Source organism: Candidatus Berkiella cookevillensis, assembly GCF_001431315.2.
Classification (GTDB): Bacteria; Pseudomonadota; Gammaproteobacteria; order Berkiellales; family Berkiellaceae; genus Berkiella_A; species Berkiella_A cookevillensis.
In genome coordinates, this window is record NZ_LKHV02000001.1 from 1,194,888 (window position 1) to 1,218,918 (window position 24,031).

At 37.9% G+C, this 24,031-nt stretch carries 20 protein-coding genes; 15 read left to right on the plus strand and 5 right to left on the minus strand.

Annotation, left to right across the window (positions count from 1 at the left end; translation table 11 throughout):
* The first annotated feature begins 38 nt into the window (after positions 1–38).
* The 7 genes from CC99x_RS05090 to CC99x_RS05120 all read left to right on the plus strand — a co-directional run bounded on the left by CC99x_RS05090 (position 39) and on the right by CC99x_RS05120 (position 5,815).
* Entirely contained in the window at positions 39–398 is a 360-nt protein-coding gene (locus CC99x_RS05090; protein ID WP_057623028.1) for a DUF4845 domain-containing protein, read from the plus strand.
* A complete protein-coding gene (gene rnc / locus CC99x_RS05095; RefSeq protein WP_102134498.1) occupies positions 398–1,072 on the plus strand; it encodes a ribonuclease III in 675 nt (224 codons plus the stop codon). Before CC99x_RS05090 ends, rnc begins: the two co-directional genes overlap by 1 nt.
* A gap of 92 nt (positions 1,073–1,164) precedes the next feature.
* Entirely contained in the window at positions 1,165–2,070 is a 906-nt protein-coding gene (gene era, locus CC99x_RS05100) for a GTPase Era (protein WP_057623225.1), read from the plus strand.
* Between the two features lie 29 nt (positions 2,071–2,099).
* Positions 2,100–2,828, plus strand: coding sequence for a DNA repair protein RecO (gene recO, locus CC99x_RS05105; RefSeq protein WP_077065317.1), 729 nt, complete (start codon positions 2,100–2,102; stop codon positions 2,826–2,828).
* Positions 2,818–3,558, plus strand: a complete 741-nt coding sequence (pdxJ, locus tag CC99x_RS05110) for a pyridoxine 5'-phosphate synthase (protein WP_057623022.1) — start codon at positions 2,818–2,820, stop codon at positions 3,556–3,558. The genes recO and pdxJ overlap by 11 nt, the downstream gene beginning before the upstream one ends.
* Positions 3,552–3,959, plus strand: coding sequence for a holo-ACP synthase (gene acpS / locus CC99x_RS05115; RefSeq protein ID WP_057623020.1), 408 nt, complete (start codon positions 3,552–3,554; stop codon positions 3,957–3,959). The genes pdxJ and acpS overlap by 7 nt, the downstream gene beginning before the upstream one ends.
* A 68-nt stretch (positions 3,960–4,027) precedes the next feature.
* Positions 4,028–5,815, plus strand: coding sequence for a hypothetical protein (locus CC99x_RS05120; protein WP_057623017.1), 1,788 nt, complete (start codon positions 4,028–4,030; stop codon positions 5,813–5,815).
* A gap of 291 nt (positions 5,816–6,106) precedes the next feature.
* Here CC99x_RS05120 and barA read toward each other — a convergent pair whose 3' ends face one another.
* Together barA and CC99x_RS05130 are read right to left on the minus strand one after the other, a co-directional pair.
* Complete coding sequence (gene barA / locus CC99x_RS05125) at positions 6,107–8,941, minus strand: two-component sensor histidine kinase BarA (protein WP_057623015.1); 2,835 nt, start codon at positions 8,939–8,941, stop codon at positions 6,107–6,109.
* Positions 8,934–9,812, minus strand: coding sequence for an ABC transporter substrate-binding protein (locus CC99x_RS05130; RefSeq protein WP_057623013.1), 879 nt, complete (start codon positions 9,810–9,812; stop codon positions 8,934–8,936). Before CC99x_RS05130 ends, barA begins: the two co-directional genes overlap by 8 nt.
* A gap of 398 nt (positions 9,813–10,210) precedes the next feature.
* Between CC99x_RS05130 and CC99x_RS05135 the strand changes: the two genes are divergently transcribed.
* From CC99x_RS05135 to CC99x_RS05150, 4 genes are all read left to right on the plus strand, one after another.
* Complete coding sequence (locus CC99x_RS05135; RefSeq protein WP_057623011.1) at positions 10,211–10,486, plus strand: hypothetical protein; 276 nt, start codon at positions 10,211–10,213, stop codon at positions 10,484–10,486.
* 159 nt (positions 10,487–10,645) lie between these two features.
* Positions 10,646–11,884: a kynureninase gene (kynU, locus tag CC99x_RS05140; protein WP_057623010.1), complete on the plus strand. Its 1,239-nt coding sequence runs from the start codon at positions 10,646–10,648 to the stop codon at positions 11,882–11,884.
* Positions 11,885–11,888: 4 nt separating this feature from the next.
* Positions 11,889–12,824: a tryptophan 2,3-dioxygenase family protein gene (locus CC99x_RS05145; protein ID WP_057623008.1), complete on the plus strand. Its 936-nt coding sequence runs from the start codon at positions 11,889–11,891 to the stop codon at positions 12,822–12,824.
* Positions 12,825–13,072: 248 nt separating this feature from the next.
* Complete coding sequence (locus tag CC99x_RS05150; RefSeq protein ID WP_057623006.1) at positions 13,073–14,437, plus strand: hypothetical protein; 1,365 nt, start codon at positions 13,073–13,075, stop codon at positions 14,435–14,437.
* Positions 14,438–14,568: 131 nt separating this feature from the next.
* Here the strand turns inward: CC99x_RS05150 and CC99x_RS05155 are convergent, their stop codons facing one another.
* Both CC99x_RS05155 and CC99x_RS05160 read right to left on the minus strand, forming a co-directional pair.
* Positions 14,569–15,162: a hypothetical protein gene (locus CC99x_RS05155; protein ID WP_057623004.1), complete on the minus strand. Its 594-nt coding sequence runs from the start codon at positions 15,160–15,162 to the stop codon at positions 14,569–14,571.
* 17 nt (positions 15,163–15,179) lie between these two features.
* A complete protein-coding gene (locus CC99x_RS05160; protein WP_057623002.1) occupies positions 15,180–16,541 on the minus strand; it encodes a sodium-dependent transporter in 1,362 nt (453 codons plus the stop codon).
* 172 nt (positions 16,542–16,713) lie between these two features.
* On the opposite strand from CC99x_RS05160, the gene CC99x_RS05165 reads away from it, so the two are divergent.
* The 4 genes from CC99x_RS05165 to relA all read left to right on the plus strand — a co-directional run bounded on the left by CC99x_RS05165 (position 16,714) and on the right by relA (position 22,643).
* Positions 16,714–18,045 (plus strand): M48 family metallopeptidase, encoded by a 1,332-nt coding sequence (locus CC99x_RS05165; protein ID WP_057623000.1) that lies wholly within the window; start codon positions 16,714–16,716, stop codon positions 18,043–18,045.
* 50 nt (positions 18,046–18,095) lie between these two features.
* Positions 18,096–18,875, plus strand: a complete 780-nt coding sequence (locus CC99x_RS05170) for a ribonuclease H-like domain-containing protein (protein WP_057622998.1) — start codon at positions 18,096–18,098, stop codon at positions 18,873–18,875.
* Between the two features lie 12 nt (positions 18,876–18,887).
* Positions 18,888–20,213 carry a 23S rRNA (uracil(1939)-C(5))-methyltransferase RlmD gene (gene rlmD / locus CC99x_RS05175; protein WP_057622996.1) on the plus strand — a complete coding sequence of 442 codons (1,326 nt, stop codon included), beginning with the start codon at positions 18,888–18,890 and terminating at the stop codon, positions 20,211–20,213.
* A 237-nt stretch (positions 20,214–20,450) separates the two neighbouring features.
* Complete coding sequence (relA, locus tag CC99x_RS05180; RefSeq protein ID WP_057622993.1) at positions 20,451–22,643, plus strand: GTP diphosphokinase; 2,193 nt, start codon at positions 20,451–20,453, stop codon at positions 22,641–22,643.
* Between the two features lie 584 nt (positions 22,644–23,227).
* On the opposite strand, the gene CC99x_RS05185 is transcribed toward relA, so the two are convergent.
* Positions 23,228–23,944, minus strand: coding sequence for an LOG family protein (locus tag CC99x_RS05185; protein ID WP_057622991.1), 717 nt, complete (start codon positions 23,942–23,944; stop codon positions 23,228–23,230).
* Positions 23,945–24,031: the final 87 nt, after the last annotated feature.

Consider the following 24,031-nt stretch of genomic DNA (forward strand, 5'->3'; position numbering starts at 1 on the left):
AGAGACTCGCTCCTAAGAAGAAAAAAGGATGATAAATCATGAAGCATCAGAAAGGAATTTCATTTATACAGATTTTGTTTCTTGCTTGTATACTGATTTTTGCAGGTACTATAGGATTTAGTTTGGTGCCACCGTATTTGGAGCACTTAACAATCAAAAAATCTTTACAAGATTTGGCGAAACAGCCAGATATTAAAACGCAAAGCACAGGCAAAATTAGAGATTTATTGTTGAGACGGTTCCAGGTTAATAATATCAAAAATGTAAAAGCAACGGATTTGGATATAGATAAACGCGATGGAAAAATGTATTTATCTATGGATTACGAGGTAAGAGTGCATGTTATGTTTAATGTAGATGCAGTGGTTAAATTTGATGAGGTCGTTTTAGTCGAGTAGTGATGAAATCAATTAGTTCTTTACAGAAGCAAATTCAATATTCTTTTGAAAATCAGAAATTGCTGTTGCAAGCCCTTACGCATAAAAGTGCGAATTCAAAACACAATGAACGCCTAGAATATCTAGGCGATGCCATCTTAAATTTCATAATCGCCGATCTTCTTTATCTGAGATTCCCTCACGCAAAAGAAGGTGAATTGACGCGCAGAAGAGCAAATTTGGTAAATGGTAGAGCATTAGGTGAAAAGGCTCGCCATTTTGACTTAGGTGAATATTTGCAGCTGGGTACAGGCGAAAAGCTCAGTGGTGGGTTTCGTCGCGAATCTATTTTAGCAAATTGCTTTGAGGCAATATTAGGTGCACTGTATCTTGATGGTGGCTATTTGGTATGCAGAGAAAAAATAGAAATTTGGTTTGCAGATGATATTGAGAATGAGCTAAAAACTGCCCCTGAAAAAGATGCCAAAACAGTTTTACAAGAGTGGTTGCAAGCACAGCAAAAATCTTTGCCTGTGTATCAAGTGATCAATATTGAAGGACCTCAACATGAACAGATCTTTAATGTACAACTGTGTGTAGAGGGTTTGGATAATCCCATTGTTGCATCCGGTGAGAGTCGTCGAATCGCAGAGCAACGCGCTGCAAAAATATTTCTTGAGCAGGTGAAGAAGTGAGTAAAGATGTTATGTTAGATAAAGACGAAGATAAATCTGAAGCATTGATGATGCCAATAAAATTGCCTAATCTGCTTGAACAATATGAGAAAATGGATGGCGCAGTTACTTATTGCGGTTTTATTGCTGTCATGGGACGACCCAATGTGGGAAAATCCACACTGCTCAATAGCATGTTAAATAAAAAAGTGAGCATTACCTCCCACAAGCCACAGACGACACGTTGTCAAATTTTAGGTGTTAAAACGGTTGATAACAGACAAATTGTTTGGATTGATACACCTGGTATTCATATCACAGAAAAGAAAGCAATCAATCGATATATGAACCAATCTGCTAGAAAAGCGCTGATTGATGTCAATGCGGTTGTTTTTGTTGTAGAAGCAATGAAATGGACATTCGAAGATGAGAAAGTGTGGAGTTTGTTGAGCAAACAGTCTGTTCCGATCATCATCGTTGTAAATAAAATTGATAAAATTAAATCAAAAGAAGAGTTGCTGCCTTACTTAGAAATGTTAAAACAGAAAGCGCCACAAGCAGAAATCATTCCTATTTCTGCTTTAACACATAAGCAGCTCAACTTTCTTGAAAAATCAATTGATGAAAAATTACCTCAAGATCATTTTTATTTCCCTGAAGACATGTCTAGTAACTTGAGCAATAGCTTTCATATGGCAGAGCTTATTCGTGAAAGATTAATGATTTACCTGGGGAAAGAAATTCCTTATTCGATTGCCGTTCAAATTGAGCATTGTGACGTAAAAGAAAACATCACACATATCCACGCGCTTATTTGGGTTGAGCGTGAAGCACAAAAACATATTGTGATAGGCAAAGATGGGGCAATGCTCAAGCAAATAGGCACAAAAGCACGTCTTGAGCTGGAGAAATTTTTAGACAAAAAAGTTTGTCTAAAATTGTGGGTAAAAGTAAAAGCAAATTGGACGACACAAAGCGATTTATTACCCAATTTGATTGGTTATGGAGATGACAACTGAGTACGGATACATTACAGCTAGGCTATTTTTTGCACAGCCGGCGCTTTCAAGACAGTAGCGTCTTGTTAGAATGCTTTAGTCAGAATACGGGACTGATGGCTTGTGTTGCCAAAGGTGCAAAAAGACCAAAATCAAAATGGCGAGGTCTTGTTCAGCCTTTTATTTTAGTTAATATTGCTTGGCGGGGTCGGGGTGAGGTTAAAACCGTTGTGCAACTTGAGGCACAAAGCATTTTGCCCAGTCTTTCAGGAAAAACAGTATTAATTGGATTATATGTAAATGAATTGGTACTGAGTTTATTACACAAAGCTGATCCACATCCAGAATTGTTTCACTATTATCATGAAACCATTCAGCGGCTAAGTCATTGTGATGATGACGATAGAGTATTGCAGATTATTTTACGAAGATTTGAGTGTCAGTTATTAGAAATTTTAGGTTTTGGTTTGGATTTTGAGAAAGATGCCAGAACTGAACCTATTGTAGAAGATCTGTTATATGGTTATGACCCAGGGCTTGGTTTTTTTCCTCAGATGATATTGCCACAGTCAAAACGCACTATTATGGTCTCGGGTGCAACACTGATTGCGCTCAAAAAAGGTGCTCAATTTGAAGATGATAGGCAATTAATAGAGGCAAAAAAATTAATGCGTTGTGCCATAGCGCATCATTTAGATGGAAAAACACTTAAAACTAGAAAATTACTGACTGATTTTCAAAAAATCATTGAAAAAGAGGGTGTAAATAATGAGAACTGAAGCGATACGTTTGGGTGTGAATGTAGATCATGTTGCAACTTTAAGACAAGCAAGAAAAACACAATACCCTGATCCGGTGCGTGCTGCATTAATGGCAGAAGAAGCGGGCGCTCATCAAATTACCGTTCATTTGCGTGAAGACAGACGTCATATTCAAGAACGTGATGTGGAAATTTTAAAAGAAGTATTAGAAATTGATTTGAATTTAGAAATAGCCAATACGCCTGAAATGATCGAGTTTGCACAGAAAATCAAACCGGCTTATTGCTGTTTGGTTCCCGAAAAAAGAGAAGAGCTGACAACAGAAGGTGGTTTAGACGTCATTGCGCATTTTGATACAATTAAAAAATCAATTGCTAGTTTAGAAGCAAATCAAATCAAAGTATCATTGTTTATTGATGCAAACGTCAAACAGATTGAAGCCGCTTTTGAAGCAGGAGCGAGGATTATTGAAATCCACACAGGTCATTATGCGGATGCTTTTACAAAAGAAGAGACGGAAGAAAGGCTAAATGATATCAAAAAAGCGTCTGAATTTGCGGATAACTTAGGCATTCGTGTTCATGCAGGACATGGTTTACATTACCGTAACACGCTTGAAATTGCTAAAATTCCACAAATCAAAGAGCTTAACATTGGTCATGCGATTGTTGGCGAAGCTATTTTGTCTGGCATGCATGAAGCGGTGAGTAGAATATTGGATATCATGGAAATGGGCAGATTATGCTAAATATTTTTGGCATTGGGACAGATATTGTATCTGTCCCTCGTATTCAAAAAAATATAGACAACAATAAAAATAAATTTATTGATAGAATTCTGTCGGATAAAGAAAAAATGCATTTACCCAGTGAAGTTCAATTAGTCGGGTATATTGCCAAGCGATTTGCTGCAAAAGAGGCCTTTGCTAAAGCGTTGGGTACTGGTATTGCTGATGGTTTGGCTTTTAATCAAATCAGTGTATTGAATAATGCTTCTGGACAGCCTTATATTGAATGTGAAGGAAAAGCTCTGGCTTTCGTTCAAGCCCATAATATTCAGTCAATCCAAGTATCTTTGTCTGATGAGCAAGAATATGCATTGGCTTTTGTTGTGCTTGTTTGTGCTTCTGCGAATACACCTATCTTGTAAATTATAATTTTTATTGAAAAAAATAGAAAAATTGAATACAGTTCCTCTTTTTCTACCATGTGAAATCTATGTCATACAAAATACGAGCATTATTGGCTGCTGAGAATCAGTTATTTGATAGAATTATGAGTCTCTGTGAGAAAAAATATGGCCATATTAAAGTTAGCAATAAATTTGATGAATTAGGCGTAAATGCACCACATAAGACAATTTTGGGGATTGTTCATGAGGTATTGAAGCTTAAAAATTATATTAAAAACCCTGCCTCTAAATCAAAAATATCTGCCGATATGATATTGAGTCTTGCTAATAAAAATGTTAGCCATATATTGATGTCTCTTGGGAAAGCAGCACAAGAAAATAAATCTCTCCAAAATGACAAAGATTATCACTTGATCATTGGATTTTTACTCATTTTGAGTACGCATCTGGCGATGAACTCTATTGCCCTCCATGCAAAAACACTTCAAAAAAATGAAGAATACATTCGTCTAATGCTTAAAGGAGGAACACAATGGGTGTGGAGCTATGAGAGAGACTGTATGGCTTTGGTGCTTGATAAAGCATTGCAAAATTTTAAAAAAACAATCAGCGCCTATTATCTGGAAATGTTCTCAGTATTTTATGAGGATTTTAAGTTGCCGCATCTCAGTTTAGGGATGATGCGTGCACTGGTCGAGAACAGAACGACAGAAGCAAATCAATTTGATTTGGCTTTTAATGGCGAAGTTGTGGGAGAAGAGAATCCTGCTTTAGTGAGAATAACTTCAATAAATGATTCTGTTTTAGAATATTTATCTATTGAATTGAATAATATTTTTTATGCAAAATCGCTCATTGCGCGCCGTCAGTTTATGGTTTATTTGAATCATGAACAAGGAAATATTTTGTATCTGGATGCTTTCTACGATCAAAAATCGCATAAATTGATAATCATATGTGGCAATATTGATAGCATAGATATGCAGCATCAATTTTTAGAGAAGCTTAGTCGTAAACTTGCTGCGCAAGAAATTGATGCTTCAATTTATTCTGTCTTTTTTAAAGACCTTTCAAGTAAGTCAGAGCATGTTCCATTTTTTAGCTATTATATGATGAAAGCGTCATCAAAAATGGCATTTGATCAGAAACTTTCTACACTTCTCAAGCCGATTTGCCCAATGGATAATCTGTCTGAGGTACCATATGTAACATGGGTGATTTGTGAGGATTTATCAAAAGCACTGGATACTATATATGTAAAACAAGATGAATATATGTATCGTCAAATGTTGAATATATCACTCCTTGGCCCCATGTGGTCTAAAGCATGTGAAAAATATTTTAGTATGGGTCGTCTTGATATGAAGGTAGAAAATCTTGAGAAAATCAAGGAAAGATATGGCGCAAATTCTCTATCACAAGCGATTCGTAGAGGTGCAGCAGGAAAGCATAGTATCGCAGAATTTAGAGCTTTGTTGCAGATAGGGAAAGCAGATGAAATGAATAAACGAGATGATACGCCCAGCTCTCGAAAATCTGCGCTCCATCATGCGGTTATCAATCAAAAACTAAAAAGAGCTTTGCTGCTTAGTGAAAAAAGGGCAGACACAGTATCTAAAGATTTTCAAAAGAAAAGTGCAAGAGACTATTTTGAGGGCTTGCCGCTAAATAGTCCTTTAAAAGAAAATACAGCTCTATGTTATTATTTCGAACATCAGAAACCAATGTTTTTATGGCCTAAAACTAAAGTTGGAAACAATGAGGGGGCTAAGCCAAAAAATACATTTATGATCAGTGCACCAATAAAAATGAAAGCAGAAAAACAAGAGAAAGAGTCTCTTCTTGAGATTGATTTTTCAAAATTCAAAATATAGTTTTGATTGGATGCCAGGCTTCGCTCATAGGCGTCAACTTAAGGGATTTCTGGGGGTTGATATAGAATATTGGTATCCATTCTTCGTTCGCAAAGCGAACATGTTCTCACTTTGTAAAGGGAGACGCTTGGCAACAGCGTAGCTGCGCCAAGCAGAGGGATTTAGCTTTTTGAACTTAGCAGCCCCCCAGCATAAATCCCCCTTGCGCACTTATCAGTGCGCGTCCCCCTTCAAAAAGTGGGATTTTTTATTCGCTGCGCTCATCAGGAATTTTGTTGAAAAATAATCCTACTAAACAAGCACTGCTTCCTCTTCTGTTTCAAAGATTGGATGTGTTTTGCTTAAGTCTAGAATACGATTAACTTCTTTGTTAAATTCAACAATATGAAATTGAATGGCTTGCTTATCGTTATAAGCAACTGCCTTTTCAAAAGCAGCAACTGTTTTTCTTAATAAGGGCACGCCACAGTAGCAGCATACACCGTGCAATCTATGCACTTCGTTTCTAAGCTCTAGCATATCATTGCCAGAGTAAGCATGATTAATCGCTTCTTGAGCGATGGGGAGTTCTTTTACTAAACTCACTAGCATATCTTTTGCAAGTTGTGGTTGATTGCCAGCAAGCTTTAATGATTTTTCCCAATCTATGACTGGGTCTTGGCTTTCGGTGGGTAAAGCTTGAATTTCATTTTTGATTGTAAGATTCTTTTGAGACCATTGCATTAGTACTTGTTGCAAAGTTTTTTCATCAATAGGCTTTGTTAAATAGCCATCCATCCCAGCAAAGAGTACGGTTTCTTTTTCTGTGGCCAAAGCATGTGCGGTGAGTGCAAAAATTGGCGTGTGTTGACCAGGCTTTTCCATTTTGCGAATATTTTTGGTCACTTCAATGCCATCCATGCCAGGCATTTGTATATCCATTAAGATAAGATCAAAAGTATGATTCTTAAAATATTCTAGCGCTGCTTTTCCATTTTTAGCACATTTTACATTTAAGCCCATATTTTCTAAAAGTGCTGCAACAAGTTTTAGATTAGAAGGGTGATCATCCACGGCAAGTATATGAATATCTGTACGTACGGGTGAGATGTAGGGTTCTGGCGATGGCGCATTTCCTCGTTGTGAGGCAATGATCTTGTTTTTTTCAATCAGTGTTGTCACTAGTGCATCATGCAAACATTGTCGTCTCACAGGTTTTGCTAAGCAAATAGCAGCACCTGAGTTATGGATATCGTCATAAATATTCTGATCCGTTGTATTCGCAAGTACTCCTACTTTGCAATCATAATTGTCCCTTGAAATTTTGATCAGGTTTTCGATAAAGTTACTTTGTGGATCGGGTTGATTTACACCGATTAATGCCATATGTATTTTATTGGCTGTATTATGAAATTGATTGAGAAGCTCTTCAATTTTATCGCGATCATCAACTTCTGTAACACGGACGCCCCATGCACTTAAGATATGATTTAAACTTAAACGTGTTTTCTCGTGTTTATCATAGAGTAAAACGTGTGTACCTTCGAGTTGTGGGTTAAAAGGAAATTCAATGCTTTCATTGCGTTGTGCTTTAATGGTAAACCAAAAGGTTGCGCCCTCATTGGGCAAAGATTCAACATTAATTTCACCTTGCATTTGCTCTACGAGGCGCTTTGAAATAGCCAGACCAAGACCTGTGCCACCAAATTGACGTGTAGTTGTGGCATCCGCTTGAGAAAAGGGTCTAAATAATAATTTTTGTTCTTCAGCAGAGAGGCCAATACCCGTATCAGATATTCTAAACATCAAGGTAATGTTTTGCGAGTCTTCTGAATCAATCATGACTCGTAAGATAACTTCACCCTCTGTTGTAAATTTTATCGCATTATTAAGAAGGTTTGTTAGAATTTGTTTTATCCTTAGATGATCGCCAATAATTTTCTCAGGAACATCTTGATAAATAATAGGAATAAGCTCTAAGCCTTTTTCATGTGCATTGGGCGCCATGAGTGTAATAGCATCTTCAACACATTCTCTTACATTAAAAGGAATGTGCTCTAATTTTAGTTTTCCTGCTTCAATTTTAGAAAAATCGAGGATATCGTTAATGATTGATAGTAAATTTAGTGCAGATTTTTGAATGGTGTGGACATGATCATTTTGTCTGTTGTCTAGTTTTGTTTTTATCAGGAGATTAATAAAACCAATCACACCGTTGAGTGGTGTTCTAATTTCATGACTCATATTGGCGAGGAATTCTGATTTGATTCGACTCGCCGTTTCTGCTTCTTTACGAGCCATCTGTAATTCAATATTTTGAATTTCAATGGTTTCAAGCGTTTGACGTAGATCTGCAGTTGCTTGCTCAACGCTTTGCTGCATTTCTTCATGTGCTGCTTTTAAGGCTTGTGCCATAGTGTTAATACCTGATTCTAAATGGCGAAGCTCACCTCTTGAATTTGTATAAACACGTGTATCTAAATTACCATTTTTAATTTTCTCAACCGCATGTGCAATATGTAAGATAGGTCTTGTTACATCTCGCCCCATGCGATAAGCAAAGAAACCGCTGATAGCCAGACCAATTAACAAGATGACACTACAAGCGAAGAGTACTTGGTATTGTCGAATGGTAGTTGTCATTCGCCCAAGCTCTAAACTGATCCATCCCAAGACATTGTCATGATTTTCTGCTTGGACATAAGCAGAATCAGCATAGGCAAAGTCTTCAACAATGACATCGCGAATAGTGACAGGTATTGTGAAAAGTAGAGAGTGTCCCGTGTCTGCCATTGTAATGCCATGCGACAAATCGGTAACTGAAAGAATATTCATTGGGGTTGCTTGTTCATGACCCGAGTGTGCGAGTAGTCGGCCATCTTTGTTAAAAATAGATACAGAACGAACCTCTGGTTCAGAGAGTGCATCATTAGCAATTCTTTGCAAGGTATGAGTGTTTCCTGAAAAAACACCATATTCACTGGCAGGGGCTAGCTGTAATGAGATTGCATAACCCCTGTTTTTAAGTGCCTTTTCTAAGTCTTGCAAACGTGTACTTGTGAAATAGGCACTTAGTAAGATCGAAATTGCAATTGTTGGTACTAAGGTTAAAAACAGTACCCGTGTTTTAATGCCCCATTCACGCACGTTGAGTTCCTTGCTTTATCAGTACTTGAGAATTTGCTTTTTCTTTGACTAAGAGTTTGTGATGTAAATCCGTTTCACTGTCTATATTAATATTCAAGGAGCGAGCAACTTGATAATTAACTTCAATAGAAAATTCGTTGGGGTATTGTGGAACAGGTAATTGATTCTGATCCAATATTGTGAGAATTGCTTGAGCTGTTTGCTGCGCAATCTGCTTCGTAGAAGAAAAGAGTGATATTAGGGCGCCATTTTTGACATAACTTTGAGAATAGCCAATGAGAGGTACATGTTTATGAAAGGCTGCCAGTAGAATACCTCTTGCACTGTGTGGGTTAAATATACGGTTATCTGGTAATGCTAAGAGTACGCGAACTTCATCTAAAAAAGCATCCATCACAGCAACTGGATTTTCAAAATTATTGACATAAATCGTATTGAGGCGCAGTTGATTTTCTGCCGCAAGTTGCAATAATTCTTCTTGTTGATTGATACTGCCGGGGCCAAAGAGTACGCCAACAGAGCTTTTATAGTCGATATCAGGGAAGATAGTTTGGATTAAGTTAATCTGTCTTTGCAAGGATTGATCGAGATAAATCGCTGAAATAGGGTATTGGCTATCATTTATCTTTCGATGATAAATGCTGAGTAAATTATAGAATGTGTTTTTTCTGATTAAAATAGCGAGCACAGGTTTTTCTGTATTGAGTTTTAAAACAGCCTCTAAGGCTTCCGCGCCAAAGCACACAATCAACGAAACTTCTGAATGGGTGTGGAAGCGTTCAGGATTTTGCAGTTCATCGACCAAAATATGTGAGATATTGGGGCGTGGAGAAGGTTGAGAAAACAAAGCGGCTTCTATGCGATGCACCATTGCGAAGTGGCTATTGCTGGATATCAGCAAAACATTTGAGGAGGATGCCAATACAATAGTATGAAAACTGAATATAAAAAGGAACAGTTTACAGCGCAATACCGCTTTTACAGATATCATTATTTAATTAGTTGATTAGCTTATAAACATATTAAAGTCTATTATCCTATATCTTGCTGCCAATATGAACAAACTATCAGGCCAACTAATCAGAATTAATCGGGACATCCACAAATAGTTATCTTTATACCTATTTGTGGTTTTTAGCTAGAGAATACAGGACATCCACATTAGGTTTTAGGATTTTACAAAAAAGATAGTTTAATGACTTATTCAAGAGAGAAATCTTTCTTAAAGCTGCTACACTTAACTAAGAAAGATATAAGGAAGCTATCTCTGTGAATAACTATAAATGGTTGCTTATTTTATTTACGCTATTGCCTTTGTCCGCTTGTAAATGGAACGATGATTTCAGAAGCAGACAGCAGCCTCAATATGTAGAGCTGCCTGCCAAACCTACCTTGAATGCAGATTCAGAGCAATATGTAGGTGACAAAGTGGCCAAGGAAGTTACTGGAAAACCAGCAACAAGCACGGATATCTCTATGCCGGAACTCGATCAGCGTTCGCCTATTCCAGAATTGCCAGAACATCCAGCGGGGGCTTTTAACTAAATTTCCAGTAACTCACTTCTTTCCTTGATGGTATTTAGGGTGCAAGTAGTTACCTAAATTCTTCCTATTCTAAGTATTGCCTGAAAAGCAGAAGATGTTGAACTTTTTTATTATTTTTGCTAATAGATCTTGCTTGCATCAGAAAGAAAGGGATAGCTCATGTCATCAAGGCCGACACTCGTATTTAAGACACCCAAAGAAGCATTTCACATTCCCCAAATAAATGGAAAAAACGCCACCTATTTTTGTGGTCATTCCCTGGGATTGCAACCCAAGCGCACTTTTGATGTTATTCAAAAAGAATTGACAAAATGGAAAGAGGGAGCCGCTTTAAGTTATTTTCAAGGAGAAGAACCTTGGGTCGGCTTAACAGAGCAATTATGTGCACCGCTTGCAGCGTTGGTAGGAGCGAAAGCATCAGAAGTTGTTGCGATGAATAGCTTAACGATTAATTTACACTTGATGTTAGCAAGTTTTTATAAGCCTTCTCCGCATAAGTATAAAATCATTATTGAAGAGGGTGCATTTCCTTCTGATCGATATGCGGTTCAATCGCATATACAGTGGCATGGTTTTGATCCTAAGCAAAGCTTAATCAAAGTAAAAGCTAAAAATGGTATCTTTAAGACAGAAGATTTACTGCGCGTGTTGGAAGAGCATGGTGATAGTATCATGCTTTCTTTGCTTCCTGGGGTGCAATACTATACTGGCCAGGTTTTGCCTATTGCTGAAATGACTAAAATTTTGAAAGAAAAAGAAATTATTGCTGGATGGGATTTTGCACATGGTGTGGGAAATATTCCTATGTCCTTGCATGATTGGAATATTGATTTTGCTGTTTGGTGTCATTACAAATACATGAATTCAGGCCCTGGCGCTGTTGCTGGTTGTTTTGTTCATGAGCAATATGCAACAAATAAGAAAAATTTTAGATTGCAGGGTTGGTGGGGAAATGATTTATCTTCTCGCTTTCTGATGCAAGAAGCATTTGATCCTTATGCCAATGCAATGGGGTGGCAAGTGAGTAATGCCGCCGTCTTTTCTTTAGTGCCGCTTAAGGCAACGTTTGAGCTAATAAATCAAGTGGGTGGTCTTCAGGTTCTAAGAGCGCAGTCCATAGATTTGACAACCTATTTGATTCAGGCAGTAAAAGAAAATTTTGAGAATGACATTGAATTAGTCACACCTGAAGATATTACGCAGCGCGGTTGTCAACTTTCTATTGCTTTTAAAAATAAAAATGCTAAAGATATTTGTGCTTTTCTCATACAGCAAGGCGTTGTTGTTGATTTCCGTAATCCCAATGTAATTAGAATTGCGCCAGTACCATTATATAATGACTATGATGACATTGATCACTTGATTAAAATATTACAGCAAGCATGCCAAAGGTTTTAAAAGAATGAAAGCATATCCTGAGTCAATTATAAAAAAAATTGAGGCACTTGAGAAAAAATATGCAGAGATGGGGCAAGACATGCCGTCCTATCTGGATGGATTGTTGTATTCTAATATTTTAAGTTATTGGGATTATATACACTTAGACACATTGCTCAGCATACAAAAACCAAAAACAGATTGTAAAGATGAAATGATTTTCATTACCTACCATCAAATCACAGAATTAATGTTTCGTTTGATTATTGCTGAGGCTGAGCAACTCTGCACAGATAAAGAACAGCCACAAGAAGTATGGATCAAGCATTTGTCGCGTATTAATCGCTATTTTCGACATCTTATTTCAAGTTTTGACATTATGATTCAAGGTATGGACAAAGATGCCTTTAGAAAATTTAGGATGGCGCTATTACCTGCAAGCGGTTTTCAATCTGTGCAGTATCGTAAGATTGAAATATACAGTAGTAACTTAAGACAGCTTTTGCATCTCAAGTATCGCAACACATTTCAAGAAGACGCCAGTTTGAATACTTTGTATCAACATATTTACTGGAAATCGAGTAATAGAGAGTTAAAATCAGGTAAGAAAACGCTCACCTTAACCATGTTTGAAGAAAAATATGATGAAATATTATTGAATCTTGCAAAATCATTGCAAACACAAAATATCAATTCTAAATATTTGCAAGCACACATAGACATTAAAAATAATCCAGATATTATAAAAGAGCTGAAAAATTTAGATCTCAATGCAAACCTCTTTTGGCTTTTGGCACATTATGGTGCAGCGGATGCTTTTCTAAGAGACAAGCAAGAAATAATTGTTGCAACAGGGGGCACGAATTGGCAAAGCTATTTGCCGCCACAATACCAGAAAATTATGTATTTTCCTTCTTTGTGGACTGAGCAAGAAAGTGCAGATTGGGGTAGGGTAAAGTAGAAGCTGTCTCAAAAATGCCATTTGGGGTTGCTCTTTCATCGCAGATTCTGTTGTGTTGCTCATTTACATTTGTGTAAACTGCGCCTTAGCTGAACGAAAAATGACTATTTTTGAGACAGCTTCTAGTTTTGTTATTGGGATTTAGGAAGTTTGATGAATGGAATGAATGAGAAGTTCTTATTACATTGACATTCTTAATAGAGTTCGATACTTTCAAACATCTGTTACCAACCATATAAGGGATTAACGTGGCAGCTAGTGGACCTATTGATAAGGCAAATCAAAAAATAGAACTTGTCTCTCGACTTGTTACAGCGACATATGCAGAATCTATTCAGGCATCGAATAGATCAGAGTCTGACATTAATGCACATATTGAAGCCAATCCATTTTTATCGAATGAATTTATTTTCGACGCTGAATTAAAAAAATATCAAAACCGTTGGGACAAATTAGCACTTATTTTACAAAGAATTTTGGGCGCCAAAGAAATATTAGAGCATTATTTAAAAAATTCAGAACTACGAGGAATTTTGCCTGAAAGCTCTGTTGAAAACATGAGCTATTTACAAGATTGGTGTGAAAATAAATTTGAGAGAGAAGCTGATTATAAAGCATTTGAAGCTTTATTAAAGACTACACTCGCTGAATTGTATACGCATGAGAGTTATTTCTATAATATGACGTCACAGACGAAATTGTGTGCAGAAATTAGAGTTAAATTTGACACACTTGCTGCACAGCCTTTAGATACTAAATATTTATATATGATTTTTTCATCTTATCAAAATTTATGGTTGAATAAGCAAAAAGTACTTGAACAACCAATAGGATTGTCGCAAGATTCAGAGTTTCGGATGGGAAGCTCTTCATCTTCTTCAAGTCACCATGCATTCAATGATGTGCAATTGGATGTGGTTGCCTCTATTTCCGTTAAAACAAATAATAAAATTCCTGAAGCACCGCCACCACCGCCGCCTTTATTGCCACTTTGGAAAGCAACATGTTCGTCGTCTTCTTCACAACAGGCGACAGTTAAAGTGAGAGCAGTCGCTAAAGCAGCTTTTTCTGTTGATAATAATCAGCTGCTAAATCAGGCACGGGTTTTTAAAGAGAAGCGTAATCAAAAAATGGCGCAAGCTCAAAGGTTGGAATTTGCCATGCCGGAAGAACAAGTTATAGAGCAAGAAATACTTGAAAATAAGAAAGCGAAACCTGTAGATCCAAGAGAAGCACATTTAAAATCTATGCTAGAAAAATCGGCTGAAAAAGCGTCTAGAAGAAATGGAGAAGATTTTGAGGCGGTTGTCAGTAGGATGCGCTCATTACAGCTCACGAAGAATGCAGCTCAACTTTCTTGTCAAGCTGCAACATCTGATTCAGATTCTGCAGAAAAAGGGATGCCAGCTTCTTCATCAAATAGTAATGATGGATGGGTTAATAAATTCATTGAAAGGCAAAGAGCCAGAGCCTCTGGTGCTCCAAAATCTGATGATGAGGAAAATTGGAGTGATGATGATTTTGAGGATAAGAAAGAAAATACGGATTTAGAAGTGTCTGTATCAGAAGTTTCATTGAGTGAAAGATTAAGTTTGAAAATTCGACCTAGATAAATTATTTTTAGGCAATTATTATCGTTCACTTTTTGGGGGAAAATCCATTTATTGATAGATACCAGATAATAAGAAGCGCTATTTCGTTTTATTTATAAGCGCTTCTAATTTCCGCATGACAATCATGATACTCATTGTATGGTTGCACCTGTCACTCTCCCCGCGATTTTTGATTCTTTATCCATGTGAATAACCCCAGGACTTAAAAAAGTCACGTTGCCTGAAACAGTGGTCTCTTCTAAATATAGATGTAAGGTTTTTTGATCAGATGTTTTTTCAATCAAAATATCTGTTAAGGCACAGTTTTCAAATTCAGAATGGTTACCGTAAATAGTAATTTCTTTTTTAAACTGGCTGTCCTCAGCACTTACTTGCCCATGGATAGAGATAACATCTTCAAAGGTAGAGTCATCGGTGTTTATTTTGCCATGAATAATGGTTTTGCCTGTAACAGTGACTTGATCTAAATCAGCATCGCCATTGACAGTTAAATGTTCAAAGGTTGAATGCTTTGCTGCAACGAATCCATTGATGGTTGTTGTTTGGCTTAAGGTAGATTTCTCAATATTGATCATCCCTGAATGTTCTAATGTGGTTTGATTTTGTGCGTGCAATTCTAAAAAACCATAAGAATGGTGGGGTGCACTCGCATTTAGCAGTGCTGGGTTTAGCAAGACGCATAGAATAAAGCCCATCGGCATGAATTTGTTATCTTGTTTTGCCATATAATTTTCTCTTTATATTACACAAGTGTTGTAATGAGAATGATTAAAATGCACAAAGGGCATAGATATCGAATCGCAAAGCGCCACGCAAAATAAAGTGCGGGTGAAGAACAATTAAGCTCTTCTTCTACATGCTTTTCTTTCATGACCCAGCCGGCAAAAATACAGAATAATAATGCACCAATCGGCAATAAAATATTGGTTGGAATGCCAAGCAACACTTCGAAAAGGCGCCATTCAAATATTTCAACACCACGCCAAATACTAAAAGAAAGGGCGCTGATAATACCAAATCCCCACGCCAATAGACCCACATAAATAGAGGCTTGTGTTCTCTTTATTTTTGTTTTTTCAACAATCAGTGAAACCAATGGCTCTCCCATAGAAATGGAAGAGGTCCATGCGGCAAAAATAAGTAATAAGAAAAAGCAGATACCAACAAATTGAGCGCCTGGCATATTGCTAAAAGCAATAGGCAATACTTTGAACATTAGGCTTGGACCATCAGCAGGAGATAAGCCATGCGCAAATACAATTGGGAAAATAGCTAAACCAGATAATATGGCGACGAATAAATCTAATATCGCAATGATAAATACAGTACTAAACATGTTGGTATTTTTAGATAAATAAGAGCCATAGATGAGAATGGCGCCTGCGCCCGTTGCCAGAGAGAAAAAGGATTGTCCTAATGCTCCCACAATGGCCATAGGTGTGAAATCTTGTATTTTGAAAGAGAATAAAAAGACAAAAGCTTCTTTGAAGTTACCAATGATGGCAGCATAGATCACTAATACAATGAGAATAATGAATAAGGCAGGCATCATCCAGCGTGATGATTTCTCAATACCTTGATTAACACCCAGTGCGACTACACCCATGGTGAGTACCATAAAAATAGTATGCCAGCCGATCAATAGTATGGGCTGATTCATTAGATTGATCCACAAAGCAGAAATGGCATCAGGACTGGCGTTGTTAAAGGTGCCTTGTATAGCGTAATTGAGATAGCCAATGGCAAAACCTGAGATAACACTGTAGAAGCTTAATACCATCACCAGTGTTAAGGCGCCCAACCAACCTAAGTACTTCCAGTTACGAGATTCATTCGACTCATGTGCCAGTGTTTCTAAGGTATCCACGGGATTTTTTTGTCCGCGACGACCAATCATAAGCTCTGCAATCATGGCTGGGGTGCCAATTGCAAATAAGAATAGAATATAGGTTAAAACAAATACACCGCCACCGTTCTCACCCGCCATATAGGGGAATCGCCAAATATTGCCAAGTCCAACTGCAGCACCTGCGCTGACTAAAATAAAAGCCAAACGAGAACTCCATACACTTCTTACTGTTCCGCTGCTAGATTGAGAGGCCATAAATATTTAGTTAACCTTCTATTTTTTAATGAGATGCTACATTTTAGGCTGTTTAGTAGTGTAACCGCAAACCTGTTCTTCAGATTTGGTAAACAAACTGACATAAATTGGGTTTTCGTAAAATAATTTTTATGTTAGCATACCGGCTTCTTTGGCTGTAAGAAAATCGTGCATGTACAAAAATAGTGTGTTTCTACCAATATGGACTCGTCCAAGATTACAAATTAGCCTAAATCTCTTTGCAATAATCGCACCTCAGTTAATACTCAATGCCTTTGGTATTTACTTGCTAGGTGCAAGCGTATTTTTGCCCATATTAAGTATTTGCTATGCTGCCTTGATTACACGGAAAATATTTGAGCTTGTAAGAGCATTTCACCTTATCAAGCGTTTTGGGCATTCTTTCTATGGAAGCTTGTCGGGTTATAAAACACTGCCCCCATCTAAGCAGAAAATGCTCTCATCTTTTGTTGCAGAAATGTCTCAGCAATTAAAAATGCCACTGCCTGATATTTATTATGATAAAAGGGCAAAAGCAGTAAATGCCAGTTTGTTATTGGAAAATTGGGGGAAATATAGAATTGTGCTTTCAAAAGGATTATTAAAAGCATTTGTGAGAGACGAGATAGAGGCAGATACCTTAAAAGCGATCATAGCACATGAGTTATCGCATGCGGCGCATCATGACGCAATTATGGCTCAGTGCTTTGCTGTTATTTCTTCTATTAACTATATTTATGCTTCTATTGCTGTATGTAGCATACCCATTTTGACTTGTGTATGGGGCTTAGTGGCAGTATTTTCAACAGGAGCTTCGGCATTATCAACATTTTTTATATTAAATGGCGTGCTATCTGGCATCGTCGCTGTGGGCGCGCTTACTTATTTTTGTAGTAAGAGCATAGATAGAGCGATGGAATTTAGAGCAGATTTAACCGCTCTTGAGCTTACGCAAGATGCAGGCGTCACCTCGAGAATGACTCATGAAATCAGAAAAATATTGTCAAAATGGGGCTTTCAATTTTATGAAAATATGTTTGGCTATATGCAAGTAAAACTATTGTCTCCAGAGAAATTATTGGGGCTAAATCAAGATTTATTGGATCAGTATTTACGCATTAATCGTGCAAAACTGAAGAAACAAAAGTCACAGCCAGGACGTTTTAAAAAATTCAACAAATTAGAAAAAGCTTTTCGTAATTATTTGCATTTATATAAAAATGGTTTTATTCCCCTGCATTCAATAGGAAATGCAAAAAGAAAATCGGGTAAATTGTTGCAGGCTTTATTAACATCTGAGCAAAGAAAGGCGATTGCCGTTGTCAACTCGACTAAGCTTGAACAATTACCCATAACGCCATGGTATGATGCGAATGCTTGGCTAGCCTGTTGGGATAGCTTTATGGCTACACATCCTTCTGCGCCTGCTCGAGAAGCAGCCATTTTAGCTGCAGCAAAAAACAAAGTTAGCGTGTCGAGCAAATATTCTCGACAAAGGCTTTGAACTATGAGAAAAAGTCCTATTAACACTTTTTGAAAAAGTTGGATTTCTAGGTGAGCATTTTTGTATTTGATATCGAAACAATTCCCGATATCATTGCTGGAAGAAAGTTGTTTAACTTGCATGATTCTTCCATTTCTGATGCTGAAGTAGCTGAACTCATGTTTCGTAAAGCAACAGAAGAGACAGGACAGTCTTTTGTCCGATTGCCACTGCATCAAGTCGTTGCTATTTCTGCTGTCTATCGCACCCACGATCAGCTCAAAGTATGGTCACTGGGTAGTCCTGATGCTTCAGAAAAAGAGCTTGTGCAGCGATTTTTTGATGGTATTGAAAAATATACACCACAATTAGTTTCTTGGAATGGCCAAGCCTTTGATTTGCCTGTGTTACAATATAGGGCTTTACTCAATCAGGTTGTGGCAAAGCGATATTGGGATACGGGAGAGCTAGATTCTAACTACAAATGGAATAATTACATCAGTCGCTATCACCAACGACATTTAGATTTAATGGATGTATTGGCCTCTTACCAACCGCGTGCCTATAGTCGTTTAGATGATATTGCGACACTCCTAGGATTTCCTGGCAAAATGGGTATGGATGGCAGTAAAGTCTGGCATAATTACCAGCAAGGAAAAATTGAAGAAATTCGTAATTACTGTGAAACAGATGTGATCAACACTTATCTGGTTTACTTAAGATTTCAGCAGATGCGCGGTTATTTATTAGAGGATAAGCTTGAACAAGAGTTGAGCCTGCTGAAAGATTATTTAAGAAGTGAAAACAAAGCTCATTTAACTGCTTTTTTGCAGGAATGGGAACAAGCATAAGATTGTATAACCATGTCAAGAAATCGAAAACTCGTCAATCAATCACTTGAATTAACTGTGAATCAGATCTCCGTCGAAGGACGTGGCATTTCTTCATTAGAAGGTAAGAAGGTTTTTGTTTTTGGCGCACTGGAAAATGAAAAAGTACAAGCCAAAGTCATCAGGCAGCACTCGCGCTATTTAGAAACAAAATTAGAGAGTGTATTAGAAGCATCAGAAAAAAGAGTAGAGCCTATTTGTCCTCATTTTGGCGAATGTGGTGGATGCCAGATGCAGCATCTATCGACTGAACATCAAATTGAGCATAAACAAAAACAATTGTCTAAACTCTTAGCGCATGCTGAAATTGTGCCTTCAGAATGGCATGAAACCTTAACAGGTTCTTCAACAGGCTATCGGTATAAAGCACGGCTTGGGGTTCGCTATGTAGAGAAAAAGGGTGTTGTATTGGTGGGATTCAGAGAAGCCCACAGTAATAAAATTGTTGAAATGAATTCATGCGCTATATTGCATCCAACAGTTGGTAATTTAATCGATCCTTTGCGTCAGTTAATTTCAGAATTAGCAGCCTTTAAAGATATCCCGCAAATTGAAGTGGCTGCGGGTGATAAAGAAGTTGCGCTTATTTTTAGAATATTGCAACCATTGATTCAAGCAGATACTGATAAGTTGATAGCCTTTGCTGGTGAGCATCATTTGAGTCTTTATTTGCAAGAGCGTGGGCCTGAATCAGTTAAAAAAATATGGCCAAATCAAGAAGAGACACTCTCTTATCGCTTGATGGATGGGGCGATTACCATGCATTTTAAGCCATTGGATTTTACACAGATTAACCCTGTGATTAATAATCAAATGGTTCGTCAAGCTTTAGATTGGCTACAGGTATCTGAGCACGATACCGTATTAGATTTGTTTTGTGGCCTTGGTAATTTTAGTTTGCCACTTGCGCAGAAGGCAAAAGCGGTTGTGGGTGTTGAAGGAGATGCGCAAATGACGGCAAAAGCCAGTATGAATGCAGCATCTAATCAAATCAGTAATGCATGTTTTTATGAGGCCAATCTCTTTGAAGATTGTTCTAAAGCACCCTGGTTTACGATTGCGCACAATAAAGTTTTATTAGATCCACCCAGATTGGGGGCGGCCGCAGTCGTAGAAAATATCGAGAAGTTAGCGCCTGAGTCTATACTGTATGTTTCTTGTGACATGAATACTTTTGTGCGTGATGCAGCTGTCTTGGTGCATCAGAAAAAATACAAATTAGAAAAAGTTGCCATCATGGATATGTTTCCACATACCAAGCATATAGAAACGATGGGATTATTTGTATTGGAAAAGTAAGCGTGGTTTGGTGATAGCATTAGTTTTTGCTAATGAACGAAGTGAATAATCTTCTTCCCTTGATGTCAAGGGAAGAGGCTCGCTAAAGCGAGCAGATGGATTTTTTAGAATCCTTCTTGCACCTAAAGGTGCCTCTTTCTTTGACTACAAAGAAAGAAGTGATTCGCTTCGCTCTTCATCAGCAATTCAATTAAAAAATATGCTCAAGCTCAAAAAAAGAATTGAAAGGAGTCGTTCATGGTTAAGGTCAGAGATGATTTACCAAAAACCCAGGATGGTAGTATTGATATTGAGAAATGGGTGGAGCGTGTTGGGGAAAATTACCCCGAAGAGCACAAAGCGCTGTTGCGACAAGCTGTCTATTTAAATCTTGAGAATGGTGGGCATCATTTAACACCTGTCAATGAGTCTTGTTTAAAGCAAGGATTGACTGCGGCGGAAATACTCAGTGCTTTAAAACCAGATATTGATACCCTGGTTGCGTGCGTTCTTTATTTTCCAGTTGATTTTGGCGAGCTCACAGTCGAACACATACAAGAAGCCTTGGGTAAGCAAGTTGCCAGCTTGGTAGAGGGGGTAAGCAAGTTATCCTATCATTCCGCAAAGGCGAGCATTTCTCAAACAGATGAACAGCGTGATAATCTCCGTAAAATGCTGTTGGCTGTGGTGGAAGATGTTCGCGTTGTCTTAATTAAACTCGCCGAAAAAATCAGTGCTTTAAGAGCTGTTAATAATCTAGATCGTCTTGTCAAATTAGATCTCGCCTTAGAAGCGCGTGATATTTATTCTCCTTTGGCCAATCGCTTAGGTATTGGGCAAATTAAATGGGAGCTAGAGGATTTTGCATTTCGTTATTTAGAGCCAGTTGCTTATAAAAATATTGCAAAATTATTAGATGAAAAGCGTTTAGATAGGGAAATTTATATTGAGAAACTTCTAGGTATCATTAGAGAAGCACTCGCTAAAGAAGATCTCAATGCGCATGTCATAGGGCGTGTTAAGCATATTTATAGTATATGGCGAAAAATGATTCGCAAGAATATTGCTTTTCAAGACATTTATGATGTCAGAGCCGTTCGTATTATGGTTGATAGCGTGCAGGACTGCTATGCTGCTTTAGGTGTAATACATGGTTTATGGCAATATGTTCCAAAAGAATTTGATGATTATATTGCAACACCCAAAGAAAATGGTTATCGCTCATTACATACAGCGGTTATTGGACCAGAAGGAAAAACTGTTGAGGTACAAATTCGTACCTTTAAAATGCATGATGAAGCAGAGTTAGGGGTTGCTGCACATTGGATTTATAAAGAAGGTAAAAAGCAAGAGTCTAATTATCAACACAAAATTAATTCTCTTCGAAATATTTTAGAATGGAGTGCTGAGCAAGAGTTTGAATCAGATGTTGCCTTAAAGCAAGAGCTGAGTGAAGATAGAGTTTACATTTTTACACCTAAAGGTGAAATCATTGATTTGCCATTGGGTGCTACGCCTTTAGATTTTGCTTATCATGTTCATTCTGATTTAGGTAATAGATGCCGAGGTGCCAAGATCAATGGCTCTATTAAACCTTTAAACTATATTTTAAATTCTGGTGAGCAAGTAGAAATTATCTCCTCAAAAACAGGGGGGCCAAGCCGTGATTGGCTGAATCCTCAGTTAGGCTATTTAAATAGTGCGAGAGCACGTTCAAAAGTACGCTCTTGGTTTAAACGTCAAGCAAGAGAAGAAAATATTATCCAAGGCAAAGAAGCGCTCGATAGGGAGCTGAAGAGACTGCACTTGGATATGGCAAGCATTAAACCCCATCTTCAGAAATTTCAAGCACGAAATATGGATGATATTTTTGCAGGTGTTGGTGGTGGGGACATTCGAGTGGGGCAAATCTTGAATTTGATCCAACAACATTCTTTGACAAATGACAGCAATGATATCCCTGTTTCTGTTTCCAAAATTAATAATCTTAAGAAAAAGAACACAGAAGTCACCATTCAAGGGGTTGGAAATTTATTATGCCATTTTGCAAAATGCTGTAATCCTGTGCCTGGCGATCCAATCATTGGCTATATTACCATTGGCAGAGGTGTCACGATTCATAGACAAGATTGCTTAGGTGTACTTGAAAAAGAAGAAGAGGCACACCGTTTAATTCAAGTAAACTGGGGCGAGTTTACCAAAGAGTTGTATTTGGTTGATATTTACATTGAAGCTTATGATAGACAAGGTCTCTTAAGAGACGTAACCAGTACACTCAGCAATGAGAAGATCAACGTGCTGGCAGTCAATACTCGAACCAATCGAGAAAATAATATTGCCCAGTTAACATTGTCGATTGAGATCCCTGATTTAGATACTTTAATGACAGTTTTAAATAAAATTTTGCAGATACCGAACGTATTAGAAGCACGAAGGTTGGGTAAGCAGTGAGGCGATGAGCGAAGCGAATGGGTTTTCTTTCATTTCGTAAAGGCTCGGGATGATACAACGGCTGATCCCCTGAGGAAGCCCCAAAAAATTTTTATTCTGATAAAATCAGATGATATATCATGTCAGCGAAGGCTCATATGTGTCAACTTAAGGAGTTTCTGGGGTTTTATATAGAATATTGCTGCCTATTCTTCGTTCGCAAAGCGAATATTTTCTCACTTTGTAAAGGGAGACGCTCGTGCAGCGTAGCTGCGCCGAGCAGAGGGATTTAGCTTTTTGAACTTAGCCCCCCCAGCATAAATCCCCCTTGCGCACTTGTCAGTGCGCGTCCCCCTTCAAAAAGTGGGATTTTTTATTCGCTACGCTCATCGAGAGTTCTGTTAAAAATATAACTCTGTAGCGTAATCAACAATGTGACTAAAGGCTGGCACCAGTAGCCCAAAGGGTTACCAGGCGCAAAACGCCTGTGGATCCCAGATATTTTGCTTCGCAAAATTCTGGGATGACAGCCTAGTAGAAATTCGTGGGGGTTGCTCAGGGGGACGACCGTTGTGTCGTCCCGAAAGTAGCCAAAAACAAAAAGTCTAGAGATCAGACATCAGTTCTTTTTCATGTTCAGAAGGGATGATACTTCTTTCTTTATAAAAACGTTGAATGTAGCTTACTGCTTCTTGTGGTGTTTCTACAATGGTATACAAATCAAGATCTGCTTTATTAATCATGCCTTCTTTTACAAGTGTCTTATCGAACCATTTCAATAAGTCTTCCCAGAAAGATTTGACAACCAATACGATGGGAATACGTCTTGTTTTGCCTGTTTGTACCAATGCAAGAATTTCTGCAATTTCGTCCAATGTCCCAAAACCACCTGGCATGACGACGTAAGCAGAAGCATATTTTACAAACATCACTTTACGAGTGAAAAAATGTCTAAAACGAATAGAGATATCTTGATAGGCATTAGCTGATTCCTCGTTTGGTAAAACGATGTTTAAGCCAACACTTAAAGAGCGTCCTTTTTTGGCACCTTTGTTAGCTGCTTCCATTATTCCAGGTCCGCCGCCGGTAACAACAGAAAAGCCAGCATCAGATAGGGCCTGTGCAGTATCTTCTGCTAAGTGATACCATTTGTGATCTGGGCTTAAACGCGCAGATCCGAAAATACTCACAGAAGGTGGGATATGGACGAGTCGCTCATATCCTTCTACAAACTCAGCCATTACTTGGAAAACTTTCCAAGACTCTCTTGCCATTTGTGAGTCGTTAATTGAAGGTGCGTGTGGTCGCTTGTCCTTGTCCATTTGGAACCTCTCAACTATTTCAATTATTGTGATGCTTCAGATACCAATATATCATTACTCAATATTTATTACTATCACTAAACATGC

Excerpts from the sequence above, each read along its gene's own strand:
- CC99x_RS05090 (WP_057623028.1), top strand. The coding sequence starts at position 39 with ATGAAGCATCAGAAAGGAATTTCATTTATACAGATTTTGTTTCTTGCT.
- era (WP_057623225.1), top strand. The coding sequence starts at position 1,165 with ATGGATGGCGCAGTTACTTATTGCGGTTTTATTGCTGTCATGGGACGA.
- pdxJ (WP_057623022.1), top strand. The coding sequence starts at position 2,818 with ATGAGAACTGAAGCGATACGTTTGGGTGTGAATGTAGATCATGTTGCA.
- acpS (WP_057623020.1), top strand. The coding sequence starts at position 3,552 with ATGCTAAATATTTTTGGCATTGGGACAGATATTGTATCTGTCCCTCGT.
- CC99x_RS05120 (WP_057623017.1), top strand. The coding sequence starts at position 4,028 with ATGTCATACAAAATACGAGCATTATTGGCTGCTGAGAATCAGTTATTT.
- CC99x_RS05130 (WP_057623013.1), bottom strand. The coding sequence starts at position 9,812 with ATGGTGCATCGCATAGAAGCCGCTTTGTTTTCTCAACCTTCTCCACGC.
- kynU (WP_057623010.1), top strand. The coding sequence starts at position 10,646 with ATGTCATCAAGGCCGACACTCGTATTTAAGACACCCAAAGAAGCATTT.
- CC99x_RS05145 (WP_057623008.1), top strand. The coding sequence starts at position 11,889 with ATGAAAGCATATCCTGAGTCAATTATAAAAAAAATTGAGGCACTTGAG.
- CC99x_RS05155 (WP_057623004.1), bottom strand. The coding sequence starts at position 15,162 with ATGGCAAAACAAGATAACAAATTCATGCCGATGGGCTTTATTCTATGC.
- CC99x_RS05160 (WP_057623002.1), bottom strand. The coding sequence starts at position 16,541 with ATGGCCTCTCAATCTAGCAGCGGAACAGTAAGAAGTGTATGGAGTTCT.
- CC99x_RS05165 (WP_057623000.1), top strand. The coding sequence starts at position 16,714 with ATGTACAAAAATAGTGTGTTTCTACCAATATGGACTCGTCCAAGATTA.
- rlmD (WP_057622996.1), top strand. The coding sequence starts at position 18,888 with ATGTCAAGAAATCGAAAACTCGTCAATCAATCACTTGAATTAACTGTG.
- relA (WP_057622993.1), top strand. The coding sequence starts at position 20,451 with ATGGTTAAGGTCAGAGATGATTTACCAAAAACCCAGGATGGTAGTATT.
- CC99x_RS05185 (WP_057622991.1), bottom strand. The coding sequence starts at position 23,944 with ATGGACAAGGACAAGCGACCACACGCACCTTCAATTAACGACTCACAA.